At 64.3% G+C, this 16,918-nt stretch carries 16 protein-coding genes; 11 read left to right on the top strand and 5 right to left on the bottom strand.

What is annotated here, in order from left to right; genetic code table 11:
• Window positions 1–9 precede the first annotated feature (9 nt).
• Window positions 10–1,176 carry a diphosphate--fructose-6-phosphate 1-phosphotransferase gene (locus NKJ94_RS00560; protein ID WP_352522463.1) on the bottom strand — a complete coding sequence of 389 codons (1,167 nt, stop codon included), beginning with the start codon at window positions 1,174–1,176 and terminating at the stop codon, window positions 10–12.
• 95 nt (window positions 1,177–1,271) lie between these two features.
• Window positions 1,272–2,036 (bottom strand): L,D-transpeptidase, encoded by a 765-nt coding sequence (locus NKJ94_RS00555; protein ID WP_352522462.1) that lies wholly within the window; start codon window positions 2,034–2,036, stop codon window positions 1,272–1,274.
• A 187-nt stretch (window positions 2,037–2,223) separates the two neighbouring features.
• Between NKJ94_RS00555 and NKJ94_RS00550 the strand changes: the two genes are divergently transcribed.
• From NKJ94_RS00550 to xylB, 3 genes are all read left to right on the top strand, one after another.
• Window positions 2,224–2,847, top strand: coding sequence for a LysE family translocator (locus tag NKJ94_RS00550; protein ID WP_352522461.1), 624 nt, complete (start codon window positions 2,224–2,226; stop codon window positions 2,845–2,847).
• Between the two features lie 9 nt (window positions 2,848–2,856).
• Entirely contained in the window at window positions 2,857–4,182 is a 1,326-nt protein-coding gene (locus NKJ94_RS00545) for a tetratricopeptide repeat protein (protein WP_352522460.1), read from the top strand.
• Window positions 4,183–4,374: 192 nt separating this feature from the next.
• Window positions 4,375–5,829, top strand: coding sequence for a xylulokinase (gene xylB, locus NKJ94_RS00540; RefSeq protein WP_352522459.1), 1,455 nt, complete (start codon window positions 4,375–4,377; stop codon window positions 5,827–5,829).
• Window positions 5,830–5,870: 41 nt separating this feature from the next.
• Here xylB and NKJ94_RS00535 read toward each other — a convergent pair whose 3' ends face one another.
• Window positions 5,871–6,230: a nuclear transport factor 2 family protein gene (locus tag NKJ94_RS00535; RefSeq protein ID WP_352522458.1), complete on the bottom strand. Its 360-nt coding sequence runs from the start codon at window positions 6,228–6,230 to the stop codon at window positions 5,871–5,873.
• 110 nt (window positions 6,231–6,340) lie between these two features.
• On the opposite strand from NKJ94_RS00535, the gene xylA reads away from it, so the two are divergent.
• Entirely contained in the window at window positions 6,341–7,666 is a 1,326-nt protein-coding gene (gene xylA / locus NKJ94_RS00530) for a xylose isomerase (protein WP_352522457.1), read from the top strand.
• Window positions 7,667–7,789: 123 nt separating this feature from the next.
• Here xylA and NKJ94_RS00525 read toward each other — a convergent pair whose 3' ends face one another.
• Window positions 7,790–8,434, bottom strand: a complete 645-nt coding sequence (locus NKJ94_RS00525; RefSeq protein ID WP_352522456.1) for a TetR/AcrR family transcriptional regulator — start codon at window positions 8,432–8,434, stop codon at window positions 7,790–7,792.
• A 93-nt stretch (window positions 8,435–8,527) separates the two neighbouring features.
• On the opposite strand from NKJ94_RS00525, the gene NKJ94_RS00520 reads away from it, so the two are divergent.
• Window positions 8,528–9,184 (top strand): O-methyltransferase, encoded by a 657-nt coding sequence (locus tag NKJ94_RS00520; protein ID WP_352522455.1) that lies wholly within the window; start codon window positions 8,528–8,530, stop codon window positions 9,182–9,184.
• A gap of 164 nt (window positions 9,185–9,348) precedes the next feature.
• A complete protein-coding gene (locus tag NKJ94_RS00515; RefSeq protein WP_095484432.1) occupies window positions 9,349–9,558 on the top strand; it encodes a hypothetical protein in 210 nt (69 codons plus the stop codon).
• Window positions 9,559–9,619: 61 nt separating this feature from the next.
• Here NKJ94_RS00515 and NKJ94_RS00510 read toward each other — a convergent pair whose 3' ends face one another.
• Entirely contained in the window at window positions 9,620–10,600 is a 981-nt protein-coding gene (locus NKJ94_RS00510) for a GlxA family transcriptional regulator (RefSeq protein WP_352522454.1), read from the bottom strand.
• 76 nt (window positions 10,601–10,676) lie between these two features.
• Here NKJ94_RS00510 and bcoG point away from each other — a divergent pair, with 76 nt between their 5' ends.
• The 5 genes from bcoG (at window position 10,677) to NKJ94_RS00485 (ending at window position 16,902) form a co-directional block, all read left to right on the top strand.
• Window positions 10,677–11,588 carry a 3-dehydrocarnitine:acetyl-CoA trimethylamine transferase BcoG gene (bcoG, locus tag NKJ94_RS00505; RefSeq protein ID WP_352522453.1) on the top strand — a complete coding sequence of 304 codons (912 nt, stop codon included), beginning with the start codon at window positions 10,677–10,679 and terminating at the stop codon, window positions 11,586–11,588.
• 136 nt (window positions 11,589–11,724) lie between these two features.
• A complete protein-coding gene (locus NKJ94_RS00500) occupies window positions 11,725–12,822 on the top strand; it encodes a carnitine 3-dehydrogenase (RefSeq protein WP_352522452.1) in 1,098 nt (365 codons plus the stop codon).
• A 4-nt stretch (window positions 12,823–12,826) separates the two neighbouring features.
• Window positions 12,827–13,990, top strand: a complete 1,164-nt coding sequence (locus NKJ94_RS00495; RefSeq protein WP_352522451.1) for an acyl-CoA dehydrogenase family protein — start codon at window positions 12,827–12,829, stop codon at window positions 13,988–13,990.
• 58 nt (window positions 13,991–14,048) lie between these two features.
• The gene (locus NKJ94_RS00490; protein ID WP_352522450.1) at window positions 14,049–16,127 is read left to right on the top strand and encodes an acetate--CoA ligase family protein; all 2,079 of its coding nucleotides are present in this window, start codon (window positions 14,049–14,051) and stop codon (window positions 16,125–16,127) included.
• Window positions 16,120–16,902, top strand: a complete 783-nt coding sequence (locus NKJ94_RS00485; RefSeq protein WP_352522449.1) for a carnitinyl-CoA dehydratase — start codon at window positions 16,120–16,122, stop codon at window positions 16,900–16,902. The genes NKJ94_RS00490 and NKJ94_RS00485 overlap by 8 nt, the downstream gene beginning before the upstream one ends.
• The last annotated feature ends 16 nt before the right edge of the window (window positions 16,903–16,918 follow it).

The following is a 16,918-nucleotide window of genomic DNA, read 5'->3' as shown; positions in this document are numbered from 1 at the left end:
AGGCCGGCATCAGACGAACGGCTTGCCGACCTTGTACTTTTGCGGGACCAGCCGCTTCAGATAGGCCATGCCCGCATCGGACAGCCGGTTGACATCGGGCAGCATGAAATCATCCGGCATATGGCGCGTCTTGCCGGCGACGTCCTTCAGCGGCACCTTCCTCAGCACGGTTTTCTTGCCGTCATATTGCAGCGCCACCGAACCGCCGCCCTCTTCGGCCACCGTGACCGCGAAGGCTCCGGCGTCGAAGGCCTCCTGCGCGTCCACCGCGCTGATGGCACCGACATAGCCGCGCGGCATGTAGCCGAGCGCATCGACGCGCGCCCGCTTGCCCGGCAATCCTTCGGCGAGCGCGTGCTCCAGTGCTGCCGGCAGGTCGCTGCCCGACAGCTTGACGTTGCCGTGCTGGTCGCGCTCCAGCCTTTCCGGCGGCACCAGGCTTTCGACCAGCGCCTTGCCGTCGGCGGTGCTGACGCCTTCGGAGACGGCAACGATGCAGCGCTTGTGGCGGTCGAGCGTGGCGCGCACGTCGTCGATGAAGCCGGCCGCCGAGAACGGCCGCTCCGGCACGTAGACGAGATGCGGGCCGCTGTCCTGATCGAGCTGCCATGCCGCGGACGCGGCCGTCAGGAAACCGGCATGCCGCCCCATGACGATGCCGACATAGATGCCCGGCAAAGCGCGGAAATCGAGATCGACCGAAAGAAACGCCCCGGCGACGAACTCGGCCGCCGACATGAAGCCGGGCGTATGGTCGTTCTCCTCGAGATCGTTGTCGATGGTTTTTGGCGCGTGCACGAAGGCGATCTTGCCGCCGGCGGCGTCGGTCAGGATCTGCTGCGTGCCCGACGTGTCGTTGCCGCCGATATAGATGAAGGCGTCGGCACCGGCTTTCTTCAGGCCGTTGAGGATGAGGTCGCAGTAGGCGGCATCCGGCTTGTCGCGCGTCGAACCAAGCGCGGCGCTCGGCGTCGCCGCGATCAGCCGCAAACGGTCCTCGGGGATGGCGGAAAGATCGACGTAATTGCCGTCACGAATGCCGCGCACGCCGTGGATGGATCCCAGCACCTTGGCGCCGGGATGCCGCTTGCGGATTTCGAGCGCAGCACCCACCACAGTCTGGTTGATGACGGCGGTCGGGCCGCCGCCTTGCGCGATGACAAAAGTTCCGGCCATTGTTCACGTCTCCAGGGCGATGAAATCGCAGGCACATTCGCCTGTCTTGCGGCATCGCGCAACGGCAGAGTGATCGCTGAAGGCGAAGCCGCCGTTCAGACGACGACGATCGGGTTTTTCTTGGAGACGCGGCTGTAGAGGTCGATGATGTCCTGGTTGATCAGGCGCACGCAGCCCGACGACATCGCCTGTCCGATGCTCCACCATTCGGGCGAGCCGTGGATGCGATAACCGGTGTCGCTGCCGTTCTGATAGATGTAGAGGGCACGCGCGCCGAGCGGATTGTCGAGGCCGCCCGGCTGTCCGCTTTGCCACTTCACCAGTTCCGGCTTGCGGGCGATCATCTCGGGCGGTGGGGTCCAGACCGGCCATTCCTTGCCGTACTGGATGTTGGCGCGGCCGGACCAGCGGAATCCGTCCTTGCCGATGCCGACGCCGTAACGGATCGCCTCGCCGCCGGGCTGCACCAGATAGAGCAGCCGTTCCTGCGAGTGAACGACAATGGTGCCGGGCTGCTCGCCGGTCGGATCGACGACGATCTGGCGGCGGAATTCCGGTTTGACCTTGAGGTAAGGCACTTCCGGCACGTTGAAGCCGCCGTCGGTGAGCGCGGCGTACATCACGTCAGGGCTGGTGATGTTCTTGTCGACGCTGATGCTCGGGCGGACCGGCCGGATCGAGCCGGTGGCGACGTCGTCGAGCTGGAGCGACGGCAAATCCAGCGTCTGGCTGCAGCCGGCGATGCCGAGCAGTGCCAGCGCGCCGGCGCCGGACAGCACCGTGCGGCGGGAAAGTTGTATTTCGGTTTCGATTGCGTCGCCATTGTACGGCGGCGTCAGACCTTGCGGCAACTCACGCATATTACCCAAACCCTACGCTGTCGGCGGGAAACACGGTCCGGCCGAATAGCAGGCATTTTCACCAATCATGGTTGAAAAAGCGTGAAGGCTGGCCGCCTGGCGTTAACGAGGGCTTTTTCGATTTTGCCTCTTTACATCTTCGCCGGGCCAAGGATTTATCCTCATCTTTGAGCTCAAGGAGAAGAAAATGTCCTTCGAAAACTGGGCCGCCTTTGCCGCCGCCTCGGCAGTCCTTCTGGTCATTCCGGGCCCGACCATTCTGCTGGTGGTGTCCTATGCGCTCGGCCAGGGCTGGCGTACCGCGCTGCCGATGGCGGTCGGCGTGGCGCTCGGCGACTTCACCGCCATGACATTGTCGATGCTGGGCATCGGCGCGCTGCTGGCTGCGTCGGCCACCGTATTCACCGTGCTGAAGGTGATCGGCGCCGGCTATCTGATCTATCTCGGCATCAAGCTGTTTCGCGCCGGCGGTGCGCTCAGGGCCGAACCGCGCACCGATGCGGTGTCGTCGGCGAAAATGATGGCGCATGCCTGGCTGGTTACGGCGCTCAACCCGAAAAGCATCACCTTCTTCGTCGCCTTCCTGCCGCAGTTCCTCGACCGGCATGCGGATTTCTGGACACAGATGCTGATTTTTGAGACGACCTTCCTGGCGCTCGCCTTCGCCAATGCCTTCGGTTACGCGCTGATCGCCGCAAGGGCGCGCACCGTGGTGCGCAATCCGAAGGCGATCCGCATCTTCAACCGCACCGGCGGCACGCTGCTGGTCGGCGCCGGCATCGCGACAGTGGCGATGCGATCGGGCAACTGAGGACAAGGCATGGCAGCAAGGGACGCATTCGGCCTGACGCTGTCGGGCGCGACGGAGGCCGGGCTTTCGTCCTACAGCCGGGCTGTGCGCGAATTGCAGTGCTTTATCGGCGATCCTGTCAGTTCCGTTGACCGGGCAATCGCCGACGATCCCGGCTTCGTCATGGCGCATGTGTTTAAGGGCTATCTGTTCGGCCTCGCCACCGAGCGTGACGCGACGGCGGTGGCCAAGGCATGTCACGAGGCAGCGCTGCCGTTACCGGCAACGGCGCGCGAGCAGGCGCATGTCGCCGCACTTGGCCACCTTGCAGAAGGACGCTGGCACGAAGCCGCTCGCCTGCTCGAGGATATCGCCATCGAGTTCCCGCTCGATGCGCTGGCGCTGCAGACCGGCCACCAGATCGACTTCTTCACCGGCAACGCCCGTATGCTGCGCGACCGCATCGGCCGTGCACTGCCGTCTTGGCAGAGCGGCATGCCGGGCTACCATGCCATACTCGGCATGCAGGCCTTCGGGCTGGAGGAAATGGGCGACTATGCGCGCGCCGAAAAGCTTGGCCGCACGGCGGTCGATCTCGAGCCGCGCGACGGCTGGGCCCAGCACGCCGTCGCCCATGTCATGGAGATGCAGAGCCGGCAGAAGGACGGCATATTGTGGATGCGCGCCAATCCCGAAGCGTGGACGCGGGAAAGCTTCCTGCAAGTCCACAATTGGTGGCACCTGGCACTGTTCCACTATGATCTCGGCGAGACCGACGAGGTGCTGGCGCTCTATGACGGGCCGATCTATGGCGAGCGCTCGACGCTGGCGCTCAACATGGTCGATGCCTCGGCGATCCTGTGGCGGCTGCATCTCGGCGGCGTCGACGTCGGCGATCGCTGGACGGCGCTCGCCGCCAATTGGGTGCCCAAGGCCAGCGCCGGCAACTATGCCTTCAACGACGCCCACGCGATGATGGCGTTTGTCGGCGCCGGCCTCGAAGCGCCGGCCCGCAACTTGCTCGACGCGCAGCGCGAGGCGATGCGCGGCAAAGACGACAACGTGGGTTTCACCAGGGATGTCGGCCATCCCTTGACGCTCGCCATCAAGGCGTTCGGCGAAGGCAATTATGCCGAGACGATACGCCTGATCCGGCCGATCCGGGCAATCGCCCATCGCTTCGGCGGCAGCCATGCACAACGCGACGTCATCGACCTGACGCTGGTCGAGGCGACATTGCGTTCGGGCGATGGCGCGCTGGCGAGGGCGCTTGCGGCGGAACGCGCCCTGGCGCGGCCGGACAGCCCGTTGTCTGCACTATTTTTGCGGCGCGCAACCGATCCCGCGGCGAATTGACCAAGGCTAAATCTTGCCTTAAAAACTGCCCCGGCGAGATTTTTTCGAGTGTCGAAAAAATCTTCGCGTGTTGACCGGAGGGCGTTTCCGGCGGCACGATTGCCGGGATATCTTCGCCACCGTGTCGCAGGACAGGGCCGGGGAGCAAGGAAAAGACCGTCGCCGCCAGGCATGACGGACGTGGGAGGAAACATGTATCTCGGCCTCGATCTCGGCACGTCGGGCGTCAAGGCGCTGCTGATCGATGCCAGGCAGAGCATCGTCGGTTCCGGCCATGCGCCGCTCGATGTGTCGCGCCCGCATCCCGGCTGGTCGGAGCAGAATCCCGCAGACTGGATCCGGGCCTGCGAAGCGGCGATCGCCGAACTGCGGTCCACGCATACGAAGGAGCTCGCGGCGGTCAAAGGCATCGGCCTCTCCGGCCATATGCATGGCGCCACTCTGCTCGATGCCGGCGACCAGGTGCTGCGCCCTTGCATCCTGTGGAACGACACACGCAGCCACGCCGAGGCTGCCGCACTCGATGCCGACCCCCGTTTTCGCAAGCTGACCGGCAACATCGTCTTTCCCGGCTTTACCGCGCCAAAGCTCGCCTGGGTCAAGAACAACGAACCGGATGTTTTCGCCAAAGTGGCAAAGGTCCTGCTGCCGAAGGACTTTTTGCGGCTCTGGCTCTCCGGCGAGCACATTTCGGAAATGTCGGATTCGGCTGGCACGTCGTGGCTCGATGTCGGCAAACGAGCCTGGTCTGCCGAACTGCTCGCCGCCACCTCGCTCGACGAAAGGCAGATGCCGTCATTGGTCGAAGGCACGGCAAAGGCCGGTGCCTTGCGCAGCGAACTGGCTGCGAAATGGGGCATGCTATCAGGCATCCCGATCGCCGGCGGCGCCGGCGACAACGCGGCCTCGGCCTGCGGCATGGGCACGGTCGGCGCCGGCCAGGCCTTCGTTTCCCTCGGCACGTCCGGCGTGCTTTTTGCCGCCAACGCGTCCTATCTGCCCAACCCGGAAAGCGCCGTACACACATTCTGTCATGCGCTGCCCGGTACCTGGCACCAGATGGGCGTCATTCTGTCGGCGACCGATTCGCTGAACTGGCTGTCGGGAATCGCGGGCAAAGGCGCCGGCGAGCTGACCACCGAACTCGGCAACGCGCTGCAGGCGCCGACCGGCGTCTCCTTCCTGCCCTATCTCTCAGGCGAGCGGACGCCTCACAATGATTCCGTCATTCGTGGCGCGTTTACCGGGCTTGCCCATGAATCCGGCCGCGCGGCACTGACCCAGGCCGTGCTCGAAGGCGTCGCTTTCGCTTTCCGCGACAGTCTGGAAGCACTGGCCAAAGCCGGCACGACGCTGACCCGGGTGACGGCGATCGGCGGCGGCTCGCGCTCGCACTATTGGCTGAAGGCAATCGCCACGGCGCTTGGCCTGCCCGTCGATATTCCAGCCGACGGCGATTTCGGCGCTGCCTTTGGCGCGGCCCGACTTGGCCTGATCGCGGCGACCGGTGCCGATCCGCGCGCCGTCTGCGCGGCGCCGGCGACCGACGCCACGGTCGAGCCGGTCGCCGCCCTCGGCGACGCCTATGCGCAAGCCTATCAGCGCTATCGCCAGCTTTATCCGGCGATCAGAGGCGCCACGGCGTGAACGGTTTCCCGCCCTCGCCGCGGCCTGCCGAGAAGGCCTCACTATGCCGGCACTTTGTCGAGAAAGCCGGTGACGCTTTTCAGCCGGCCATTTTCGATGACGCCGATATCCGTGCCTTCGATGACGGATTCGATGCCGTCCGGCCCAAGATTCCACGAAAAGCGGATGGTATCGGCGAAGCCGTCCGGCTTGCCTTTCAGCGAGAACCTAAAGCCGGCAAAGCGCTGCTGCACGCCGTCGATCAGCGCGGCAATGCCGTCATGGCCGTCGCCCTGCATGATCGGATCGCGGTAGCTGACGTCTTCGGTGAAGGTCGCCTTGAGCAAGGCTTGCATGCGCGCGGCGTCGCTCTCGTTCCAGGCGGTGATGTAGTTTTCGGCAATGGTGTTGAGGTCGGTCATGGTCTGTCTCCTTCGTTGGGTGGCTTTGACACGAGCCTTTTCGACCAGCGTAAGCGCGAAACCAATTACGCCTGAGGTAATCAGGCAGAACCATGCGAGAGGAAGAGAACATGACCAGCGGTTTTTTCGGCGACATCCAACAGATCAAATATGAGGGACCGGATTCGACCAATCCGCTGGCCTACCGGTTCTACAATCCCGACGAGATTGTCGTCGGCAAGCGGCTGGAAGACCATCTGCGCTTTGCCGTCGCCTATTGGCATTCCTTTGCCTGGCCGGGCGGCGATCTGTTCGGCGGCCAGACGTTCGACCGGCCATGGTTCCCCAAGGCCGGCGGTACCGACACGATGGAGCTGGCCAAGCTCAAGGCCGACGTCGCCTTCGAGATGTTTTCGCTGCTGGGTGCGCCTTATTTCTGCTTCCACGATGCCGATGTGCGGCCGGAGGGCCGCGACTTTTCCGAAAGTGCGGCGCGGCTCGACGAGATCGCCGATTATTTTGCCGGAAAGATGAAGCAGACCGGCGTCAAGCTGTTGTGGGGGACTGCGAACCTGTTCTCCAACCGCCGCTTCATGTCGGGCGCCGCCACCAATCCCGATCCGGACGTCTTTGCCTATTCGGCGGCGACGGTGAAACACTGCATCGACGTCACCAAGCGGCTGAACGGCGAGAACTACGTGCTGTGGGGCGGCCGCGAGGGCTATGAGACGCTGCTCAACACCGACCTTGCCCGCGAGCAGGAGCAGGCAGGCCGCTTCCTCAATCTGGTCGTCGACTACAAGCACAGGATCGGCTTCGAAGGCACCATCCTGATTGAGCCGAAGCCGCAAGAGCCGACCAAGCACCAGTACGATTACGACGTCGCCACCGTCTATGGCTTCCTCAAGCGTTTCGGACTGGAGAATGAGGTGAAGCTCAACATCGAGCAGGGCCATGCGATCCTGGCCGGCCATTCGTTCGAGCATGAATTGGCACTCGCCAACGCGCTGGGCGTCTTCGGCTCGATCGACATGAACCGCAACGACTACCAGTCGGGCTGGGACACCGACCAGTTCCCCAACAATGTACCGGAAATGGCACTGGCCTACTATCACGTGCTGCAGGCTGGCGGCTTCAAGACCGGCGGCACCAATTTCGACGCCAAGCTCAGGCGCCAGTCGCTCGATCCGCAGGATCTGCTGATTGGGCACATCGGCGGCATGGATTGCTGCGCTCGAGGCCTCAAGGCAGCGGCACGCATGATTGAGGACAAGGCGCTGTCCGCCCCGCTCGCCGAGCGCTATGCCGGCTGGAATTCGGCCGAGGCCAAGGCGATGCTTGCCGGCAAGCGTACGCTGGAGGAGATCGCTGAGCGCGTCATCAAGGAGGAGATCGAGCCGCAGCCCAGGTCCGGCCGCCAGGAACTGCTCGAAAATATCGTCAATCGATACGTCTAAGGCGTACCGTTTTCACGGCCGCATTGTTCAGCGGCCGCTGGCTAAAGACGGCTTTCAGCAGGGCTGAGACCGACGACAAGGTTTGCCCCGTGCGAATGCGCGCGGCCTGTCCGCTGACCGGGTCTAGCGCTTGTCCTGGCCGTGATCGAGGCCTCTCAGGTAGGCGCAGAACATGTCGGCCATGGCGTCGGCGTAGGCTTCGATCTCCGTGGCGGTTCGAGGTGCCTCCGAGAACTGCTTCCCGACCGTGCTGAGCGTCGTCATGACCAGGTCGCCGGCCAATTCGCGAGTCACTTCCGAGGCCTTGGGCAGCGCCTCCTCCATGAAGACCCGGATGATGCGGTCTCCGGACGCCCTTGCCGCCTGCGCCTCAGGCGCGTCGCGGTAAAGGGGTGCGGCGTCGTCGAGCGCCACACGTACCGCGGCCTCGTCACACTCCGAGCGGAGGAAGGTGCGGACAAGGGCGCGCAGCCGCTCGAGCGGCGGTTTCCTAATATCCTCGAGGATGAGGCGCAGCAGCTCGGTCGTCTGCCGCCATTCGTCGCTCTGGAGCCGGAACAGGATCGCCGCCTTGTTCGGAAAATACTGATACAGCGATCCGATGCTGATACCGGCCTTCTCGGCCACCCGCGCCGTGGTGAAGCGCTGCGCGCCTTCCCTCGCCAAAACCTGAACAGCAGCCTCCAAAATCGCAGCGACGAGCTCCGCCGAGCGGGCCTGCTTGGGCTGTTTTCGCGAGGAAATCCGGGGACTTCGGTGATCGCTCATGGAGGGGCGTGCCAATGCGATTAGCAAACGCGAATGATTAGTCGTATTTTGAGCGCCGCGCAAGAACGCATTCAATTCTGACTGGAGACCGATATGACTACACTGACGACAACGCCGCTCGCGCCCCTGCTGGATCGCCTGTTCGAGGAAGCCGCTGCGGCAACGAGCCCTGCGGTGGCGGAGCTCTCCGCCGAAGAGCGGATGCGCCTGGTTCGGAGCAAGACCGAATACCTCGATTTCTATGGACAGCTAAAGGATCTCTGGCTTCCCGTTTCGCGAGAGACGGGCACGCTGCTCTACATGCTGGCACGAAGCAGCGGCGCACGTACGATCGTCGAATTTGGAACCTCGTTCGGCATCTCGACCCTGCATCTCGCCGCAGCCTTGCGGGACAATGGCGGCGGCCGCCTGATCACCAGCGAGTTCGAGCCATCCAAGGTGGCGCGCGCGCGGAACAATCTGACAGCTGGCGATCTCATCGACCTGGTGGAGATCCGAGAGGGGGACGCCCTGCAGACGCTTAGCGTCGATCTTCCCGAAACGGTCGACCTGCTTCTGCTCGACGGCGCCAAAGCGCTCTATCCCGAGATCTTGAGACTGGTTGAAAGCCGCCTCAGGCCAGGCGCCTTCGTCGTTGCCGATAACGCCGATCTTTGCCCAGAATACCTCGAGCGGGTGCGCTCGACCGGGAGTGGCTACATGTCCACGCCGTTCGGGGAGGACGTCGAACTGTCCACGCGGCTTGGCTGAAGCACCGCCTGACTTGCCGGAAAGATCGTGCCCAAGATGGGCGGCGGCGGACAAAACTTTGCCCAGCATCGCCCCTCAATCGCCTCGCTCTTGCCTTCAAACAGCCGTCACGAATCTCGTATAGTGTGGTTCGTGGCGGGAACAGAAGAAGGAGGCGAAACGATATGCAGCACGAACGCGAAATCGACGCCCTGCTCTCATCTGGCGAAGCCGGATCGATCATCGACCGGCTGATGGCGCTGCCGCACCCGAAGCATGGTGCGCGGAGTGCGAACGAATGGGATCGCGCGGTCGCCAGCCGCTTTGAGACCCATCTTGCGAGGCAAATGCGCTCGCAGATCGACGGCAACAGCGACCGCCAGGACGCTGCCTGATCCACCTTTGTCTATGCATGTCGTTATCCCAAAACCGCTACGCACTTTTGGGCGACATGCATTATCCTCGACGCAGCCTGACCGGCGCTTCGCCGAACGCTCTTGAAAACGCTCTGGAAAATGCCGCGGCGGACGAAAACCCCGTTCGCCCGGCAATGTCCGCCATGGCGATGCGCGTATCGACGACCAGCCGGCGCGCGGCGCCGAGGCGCAGCCTGAGGTAATAGGCGCCGGGCGTTTCGCCGATCGACTTGCGAAAGATGCTTTCCAGCGTCCGTGCCGTCACCCCGGCCCGCTTTGCCACGGCGGCGATGGTCAGCGGCTGGTCGACATGCGCTTCCATCAGCCGGATGGCTTGCGCCAACCGCGGATCGTAGCCGTCAAGGCGGCCGAGCGAGACCAGCGGCTGCGCGTCGGTCGCGGCGCGCGCCTGGTCGTAGATGAAGACGCTCGCGACATCGAGCGCCACGGCCATGCCGAGCCGCGTGCGGATCAGATGCAGCATCAGGTCGAAGGTCGGCGAGGCGCCGCCGGAGGTGAACACAGGCCCGTCGATGACGTAGCGATCGGGGCGCACGTCGACACCGGGAAAGGCCGACGAAAAATCCTCCATGTCCTCCCAGTGGGTGGTGGCGCTGCGGCCTTCGAGCAGGCCGGCGCGCGCCACCAGCCATGTGCCGGCCTCGACGCCGCCGCAGGCGCGTGCCGCGCGCGCCGCACGGCGCAGTCCCGACAGCAAGGCTGACGTGGCATAGTTCTGCGTGCCGAAGCCGGCGACGACGACCAGCATGTCGGTTGTCTCAGCCGCATCGAAGCGGCCGCTGACCGCCACCGGCAGGCCGCATGTGGTGACCGGCGCTTCGCCCGTCACCGAGACCAGCCTGAAATCGAACAGGGTCTCGCCAGCGACGCGGTTAGCGGCGCGCAACGGATCGATGGCCGACGCGACGCACATGATCGACGAGCCGGAGAACACCAGCAGCGTCACCTTGAGCGGCAAACGTTCGGCACGAAAGATCGTCGGTTTTTCGTTTTTGATCACATGATCTTCGTAAAACGCAAAACAGTTTCCGGCAAGTCAGGCATTCTTGCCCTACGTTCTATTGGGAGAGAGTCCGATGCCGTTAGCGATGAACCGTGAGGTTTTCATTACCTGTGCCGTGACCGGGTCCGGCAGTTCGCAGGACCGCAGCCCGCATGTGCCGCGCTCGCCCAAGCAGATCGCCGATTCGGCCATCGAGGCGGCAAAGGCAGGTGCGGCGATCGTGCACTGCCACGTGCGCGATCCCAAGACCGGCAAGCCGCGCCGCGACGTGCATCTCTATCGCGAGGTAACCGAGCGCATCCGCGCGGCGGATGTCGACGTGGTGCTGAACCTGACTGCCGGCATGGGCGGCGACATGGTGTTCGGCTCGCCGGAGAACCCGCTGCCGCTGAACGAAAAAGGCACCGATATGGGCGGCGCGACCGACCGCGTGGAACATGTGCGCCAGTGCCTGCCGGAAATCTGCACGCTCGACTGCGGCACCATGAACTTCGCCGAAGCCGATTATGTGATGACCAACACACCCGGCATGCTGCGCGCCATGGGTGGCATGATGACGGCGCTCGGCGTCAAGCCGGAGATCGAGGCCTTCGACACCGGGCATCTGTGGTTCGCCAAGCAATTGGTCGAGGAAGAAGTGCTGAAGCCGGACGCATTGGTGCAATTGTGCATGGGCGTACCGTGGGGGGCGCCGGACGACCTCAATACCTTCATGGCGATGGTCAACAATGTGCCGCCGACCTGGAACTGGTCGGCCTTTGCCATCGGCCGCAACCAGATGGCCTATGTCGCGGCTGCGGTGCTGGCCGGCGGCAATGTCCGCGTCGGGCTGGAGGACAATCTCTGGCTCGACAAAGGCGTGCTGGCGACCAATGCGCAGCTGGTCGAGCGGGCGGTCAGCATCGTGTCGAATATGGGCGCCAGGGTCATCGGCCCGGACGAAGTGCGCAAGAAGCTGAACCTGACGAAGCGCGCACCGCTTTGAGCAGGGAAATCGGTTGGGAGGAGCCGCCGATGACCACCGTGAAATTCACAACCATGAAGGCCGGCGATGGCGGGGAGTCCGCCTTCCGGCCCTCCGTCAATCCCGCAACCGCCAGAACAAGAACCGGAGCCTCCGCATGAGCATCATCAACAAAGCGGCCGCCATCGGCGGCGGCGTGATCGGCGCCGGCTGGGTGGCGCGGCTGCTGTTGAACGGCATCGACGTGTCGATCTTCGATCCGGACCCCGAAGCCTCGCGCAAGGTCGGCGAGGTGATGAAAGGCGCGCGCCGCGCCTATAAGCAGATGCTGCCCGACGGCCTGCCAAAAGAAGGCAGACTGACCTTCGCCAAGACCATCGCCGACGCTGTCGCCGACGCCGATTTCGTCCAGGAAAGCGTTCCGGAGCGGCTCGACCTCAAGCACCGCGTGCTGGCCGAGATCGACCTTTATGCGCCGGCTAACGCCATTGTCGGCTCCTCGACTTCCGGCATCAAGCCGACCGACATGCAGGTGGCGATGAAGAAGCACCCAGAGCGGCTGGTCGTCGGCCATCCATTCAATCCGGTCTACCTGCTGCCGCTGGTCGAGATTGTCGGCGGCGAACAGACCTTTCCCGAGGCGATCGAAGTCGCCAAGGAGATGTATGCCTCGATCGGCATGAAGCCGGTGGTGATCCGCAAGGAGATCGAAGCCTTCGTCGGCGACCGCCTTCTCGAAGCCGCATGGCGCGAGGCGCTTTGGCTGGTCAAGGACGGCATCTGCACAGTCGAGGAGCTCGACGACATCATGCGCTATGGCTTCGGCCTGCGCTGGGCGCAGATGGGCATGTTCCAGGTCTATCGCGTCGCCGGCGGCGAGGCCGGCATGCGCCACTTCATGGCGCAGTTCGGCCCGTGCCTGAAATGGCCATGGACCAAGCTGATGGATGTGCCGGAGTTCAATGACGAACTGGTCGAGCTGATCGCCACGCAGTCCGACGACCAGGCGCACGGTCTGTCGATCCGCGAGCTCGAAAAGATCCGCGACGACAATCTGGTCGCCATCATGGAGGCGCTGTCGAAGCAGAACAAAGGCAAGGGCTGGGGCGCCGGTGCCTTGCACAAGGACTATACCAAGCAGCTGGCCAAGCTTGCGGCGAAGAAGCCCACCGCCTCCAAGGCGGCCGCAAAGGCCAAGGCGAGCAAGCCGGTGAAGGCCAAAGCTGAAATGCCGAAGAAAAAGAAGAAAGGCTGAGACCATGGATTTTGGTCTTTCGGAGGAACAGAAGCTCATCATCGAGACGACGCGCGCCTTCGTCGAGAACGAGCTCTACCCGCATGAGCGCGAGGTCGAGCGTACCGGCGTGCTGCGCCGCGAGCTGATCGAGGAGATCAAGGCCAAGGCGATCGAAGCCGGGCTCTATGCCGCCAACATGCCGGCGGAAGTCGGCGGCGCCGGGCTCGATACGGTGACCTGGCTGCTTTACGAAAAGGAACTCGGCCGCGCCAATTACGCGCTGCATTGGACCTGCGTGGCGCGGCCTTCCAACATCCTTCTTGCCGGCACGCCGGAGCAGCGCGAAAAGTATCTGTTTCCCTGCATTCGCGGCGAAAAATGGGATTGCCTGGCGATGACCGAGCCGGGTGCCGGCTCCGATTTGCGCGGCATGAAGGCAACCGCCGTGCAGGACGGCGACGACTGGGTGCTGAACGGCACCAAGCACTTCATCAGCCATGCCGACCTTGCCGATTTCGCCATCGTCTTCATGGCCTCGGGCGAAGAGGAGTCGCCGCGCGGCAAGCGCAAGAAGATCACCGCCTTCTTTGTCGACAAGGGCACCAAGGGTTTCACGGTGCGTGATGGCTACCGCAATGTCTCGCATCGCGGCTACACCAATGCCATCCTCGAATTCGACGATTGCCGGCTGCCGGCAGGTCAGGTGCTCGGCGAGGTTCACAAGGGCTTCGACGTCGCCAACTCATGGCTCGGCGCGACGCGCCTGCAGGTCGGCGCCACCTGCCTCGGCCGCGCCGAGCGGGCGCTTGGCCACGCCGTCGAATACGCCGCGCAGCGCCAGCAATTCGGCCAGCCGATCGGCAAGTTCCAGGGCGTGTCGTTCAAGCTCGCCGACATGGCGACCGAGCTGAAAGCCGCCGACCTGATGGTGTTCGAAGCCGGCTGGAAGTACGATCAGGGCACCGTCACCGATCAGGACATGGCCATGGCCAAGCTGAAGGCCACCGAAATGCTTGCCTTTGTCGCCGACGAGGCGATTCAGATCCATGGCGGCATGGGGCTGATGGACGACCTCCCGCTGGAGCGCATCTGGCGCGATGCCCGCGTCGAGCGCATCTGGGAGGGCACTTCGGAAATCCAGCGCCACATCATCTCGCGGGCGCTGCTGCGCCCGTTCGGGGCCTAAAGCATGATCCCAAAAAGTGGAATCCGGAAAAAGATCATGCTCAGACGAAAAGATGACAATGCATAGACTTGAACGTCTTCTGCGGCCCAAATCGATCGCCGTCTTCGGTGGCGCGCAGGCTGCTGCCGTCGTCGCACAATCGATCAAAATGGGCTTTGCCGGCGAGATCTGGCCGGTGCACCCTACCAAGGATGAGGTCGCCGGCCGCAAGGCCTATCGCTCGGTGGCCGATCTGCCCGGTGCGCCGGACGCCGCTTTTGTCGGCGTCAACCGGCATTTGACCATCGAAGTGGTCAAGGCACTGGCCGAGCGAGGCGCCGGCGGCGCCGTCTGCTTTGCCGCCGGCTTCCTCGAAACCGAGGCCTATGACGAGGATGGTGAGCGGCTGCAGGCCGAGCTGGTCGCCGCGGCCGGCCGGATGCCGATCATCGGGCCGAACTGCTACGGCCTGATCAATTACGCCGACGGCGCGCTTTTGTGGCCCGACCAGCATGGCGGCATCAGGCTCGCCGAGGGCGGCCGCGGCGTTGCCATCATCACCCAGTCATCGAACATCGCCATCAACATGACGATGCAGAGGCGCGGCCTGCCGATCGCCTTTCTGATGACCGCCGGCAACCAGGCGCAGACCGGGCTTTCCGAAATGGCGCTCGGCCTGATCGAGGACGACCGCGTCACCGCGCTCGGCCTGCATATCGAGGCCTTCGATTCGGTAGCCGGCTTCGAAAGGCTGGCGGCACGGGCGCGCGAGCTGAAGAAGCCTATCATCGCCATGAAGGTCGGCCGCTCCGAGCAGGCGCGGCAAGCGACCGTTTCGCATACCGCGTCGCTGGCCGGCTCCGACGCGGCGTCTGGCGCCTTCCTGAAGCGGCTCGGCATCGCCCGGATCGATTCGATTCCCGCCTTCATCGAGGCGCTCAAGCTACTGCACGTCACCGGTCCCCTGCCCGGCTACCGGCTGTCGTCGATGAGCTGTTCGGGCGGCGAGGCGTCGGTCATGGCCGACAGCGCAGAAGGCCGCTGGGTGAGATTTCCGCCACTCACCCCCGAGCACCGCACGCAGGTCAAATCGACGCTCGGGCCGCTGGTCGCGGTGGCCAACCCGCTCGACTACCACACCTTCATCTGGAACAACGAGCCGGCGATGACCGCCACCTTCACCGCCATGGTGTCGGGCGGCTTCGACCTCAACATGCTGGTGCTCGACTTTCCACGCCCCGACCGCTGTTCCGACACCGACTGGTGGGCGACGCTGCGCGCCTTCGAATCGGCGCTGAAGACCAACAGCGCGCAAGGCGCGATCGTGTCGTCGCTGCCTGAGAACCTGCCCGAGGAATACACTGCCGGGCTGATGGCGCGAGGCATGGTGCCGCTGTTCGGCATATCCGAGGCAATGGACGCCGCCCAGGCGGCAGCCTTTACCGGCTGGGCATGGCGCGAGCCGCAGGCGCAGCCGATCGACACTTCGGCTTCCGGCGCGCCGGCCGGCGACCATGTCACGCCTGATGAGGCCGAGGCGAAAGCGCGGCTCATCGAGGCTGGGCTTCCGGTGCCGAAGGGCGAGCGCGCCGGCAATGCGGTCGAGGCGGTGATCTCCTCGATGGCGCTCGGCTTCCCGGTGGCACTGAAGGCCTTGGGTGTCACCCACAAATCCGAACTTGGCGCGGTGCGGCTCAACCTCAGGGATGCCGAATCCGTCAGCACCGCCGCCCATGATCTCGGCCCGCTCGGTACCGGTCTTTATGTCGAGCGCATGGTGCGCGACGGCGTCGCCGAACTGCTCGTCGGCTTCACCCGCGACCCGATGTTCGGCGCGGTGATGACGCTCGGCACCGGTGGCGTGCTGGTCGAGCTGTTGCGCGACAGCGTCACGCTGATGCTGCCGGCGACGCGCGACGACATCGAGGCCGCATTGCGCGGGCTCAAACTGTTCCCGCTGCTCGAAGGCTATCGCGGCCGGCCGAGAGCCGACATTGTGGCGGCCATCAATGCGATCGCAGGCATTGCCGCTTTCGTGCAGCAAAATGCCGGCGAGATCGAGGAGCTCGACATCAACCCGCTGATCGTCTGCACCGAGGACAAGGGCGCCTGGATCGCCGACGCGCTGCTGGTGCTGGGAGAGAAAAAGAATGTCTGACGTCATTTCAACCCGCCGCGAGGGCACTATCCTCGAAGTCACGCTCGACCGGCCCAAGGCCAATGCCATCGACCTGAAGACGTCGCGCCTGATGGGCGAGACATTCAAGGCGTTCCGCGACGATCCGGATCTGCGGGTCGCCATCGTCAAGACTGCCGGCGACAAGTTCTTCTGCGCCGGCTGGGACCTGAAGGCAGCGGCCGGCGGCGATGCGGTCGACGGCGACTATGGCGTCGGCGGGTTCGGCGGGTTGCAGGAATTGCGCGACCTCAACAAGCCGGTGATCGCCTGCGTCAACGGCATGGCGGTCGGCGGCGGCTTCGAGCTGGCGCTGTCCTGCGACCTCATTTATGCATCGGATCACTCCTCTTTCGCGCTGCCCGAAATCCGCGCCGGCACGCTGGCCGATGCGGCAACGATCAAGCTGCCGAAGCGCATCCCCTATCACGTCGCCATGGACCTTTTGCTCACCGGCCGCTGGATGGATGTCGCAGAAGCGCATCGCTGGGGTCTGGTCAACGAGGTGCTGCCCAAGAACAGACTCGAGGACCGCGTCTGGGAGATCGCCCGGCTGCTCGCCGGCGGCCCGCCGCTGGTCTTTGCCGCCATCAAGGAGACGGCGCGGGTGGCCGAATCGCTCACGTTCCAGGACGCGATGAACAGGGTGACGCGCCGCCAATTACCGGCGGTTGACGCACTCTACGGCTCGGAGGACAATCTCGAGGGCTTTCGCGCCTTTGCCGAAAAGCGCGACCCGGTGTGGAAGGGGAAGTAGTTCCCCCCTCACCCGA

Source organism: Mesorhizobium sp. M0060 (assembly GCF_040323155.1).
GTDB lineage: Bacteria > Pseudomonadota > Alphaproteobacteria > Rhizobiales > Rhizobiaceae > Mesorhizobium.
Note: the sequence above shows the minus strand (reverse complement) of the source record. Positions and strands in the feature narration are given on the sequence as shown.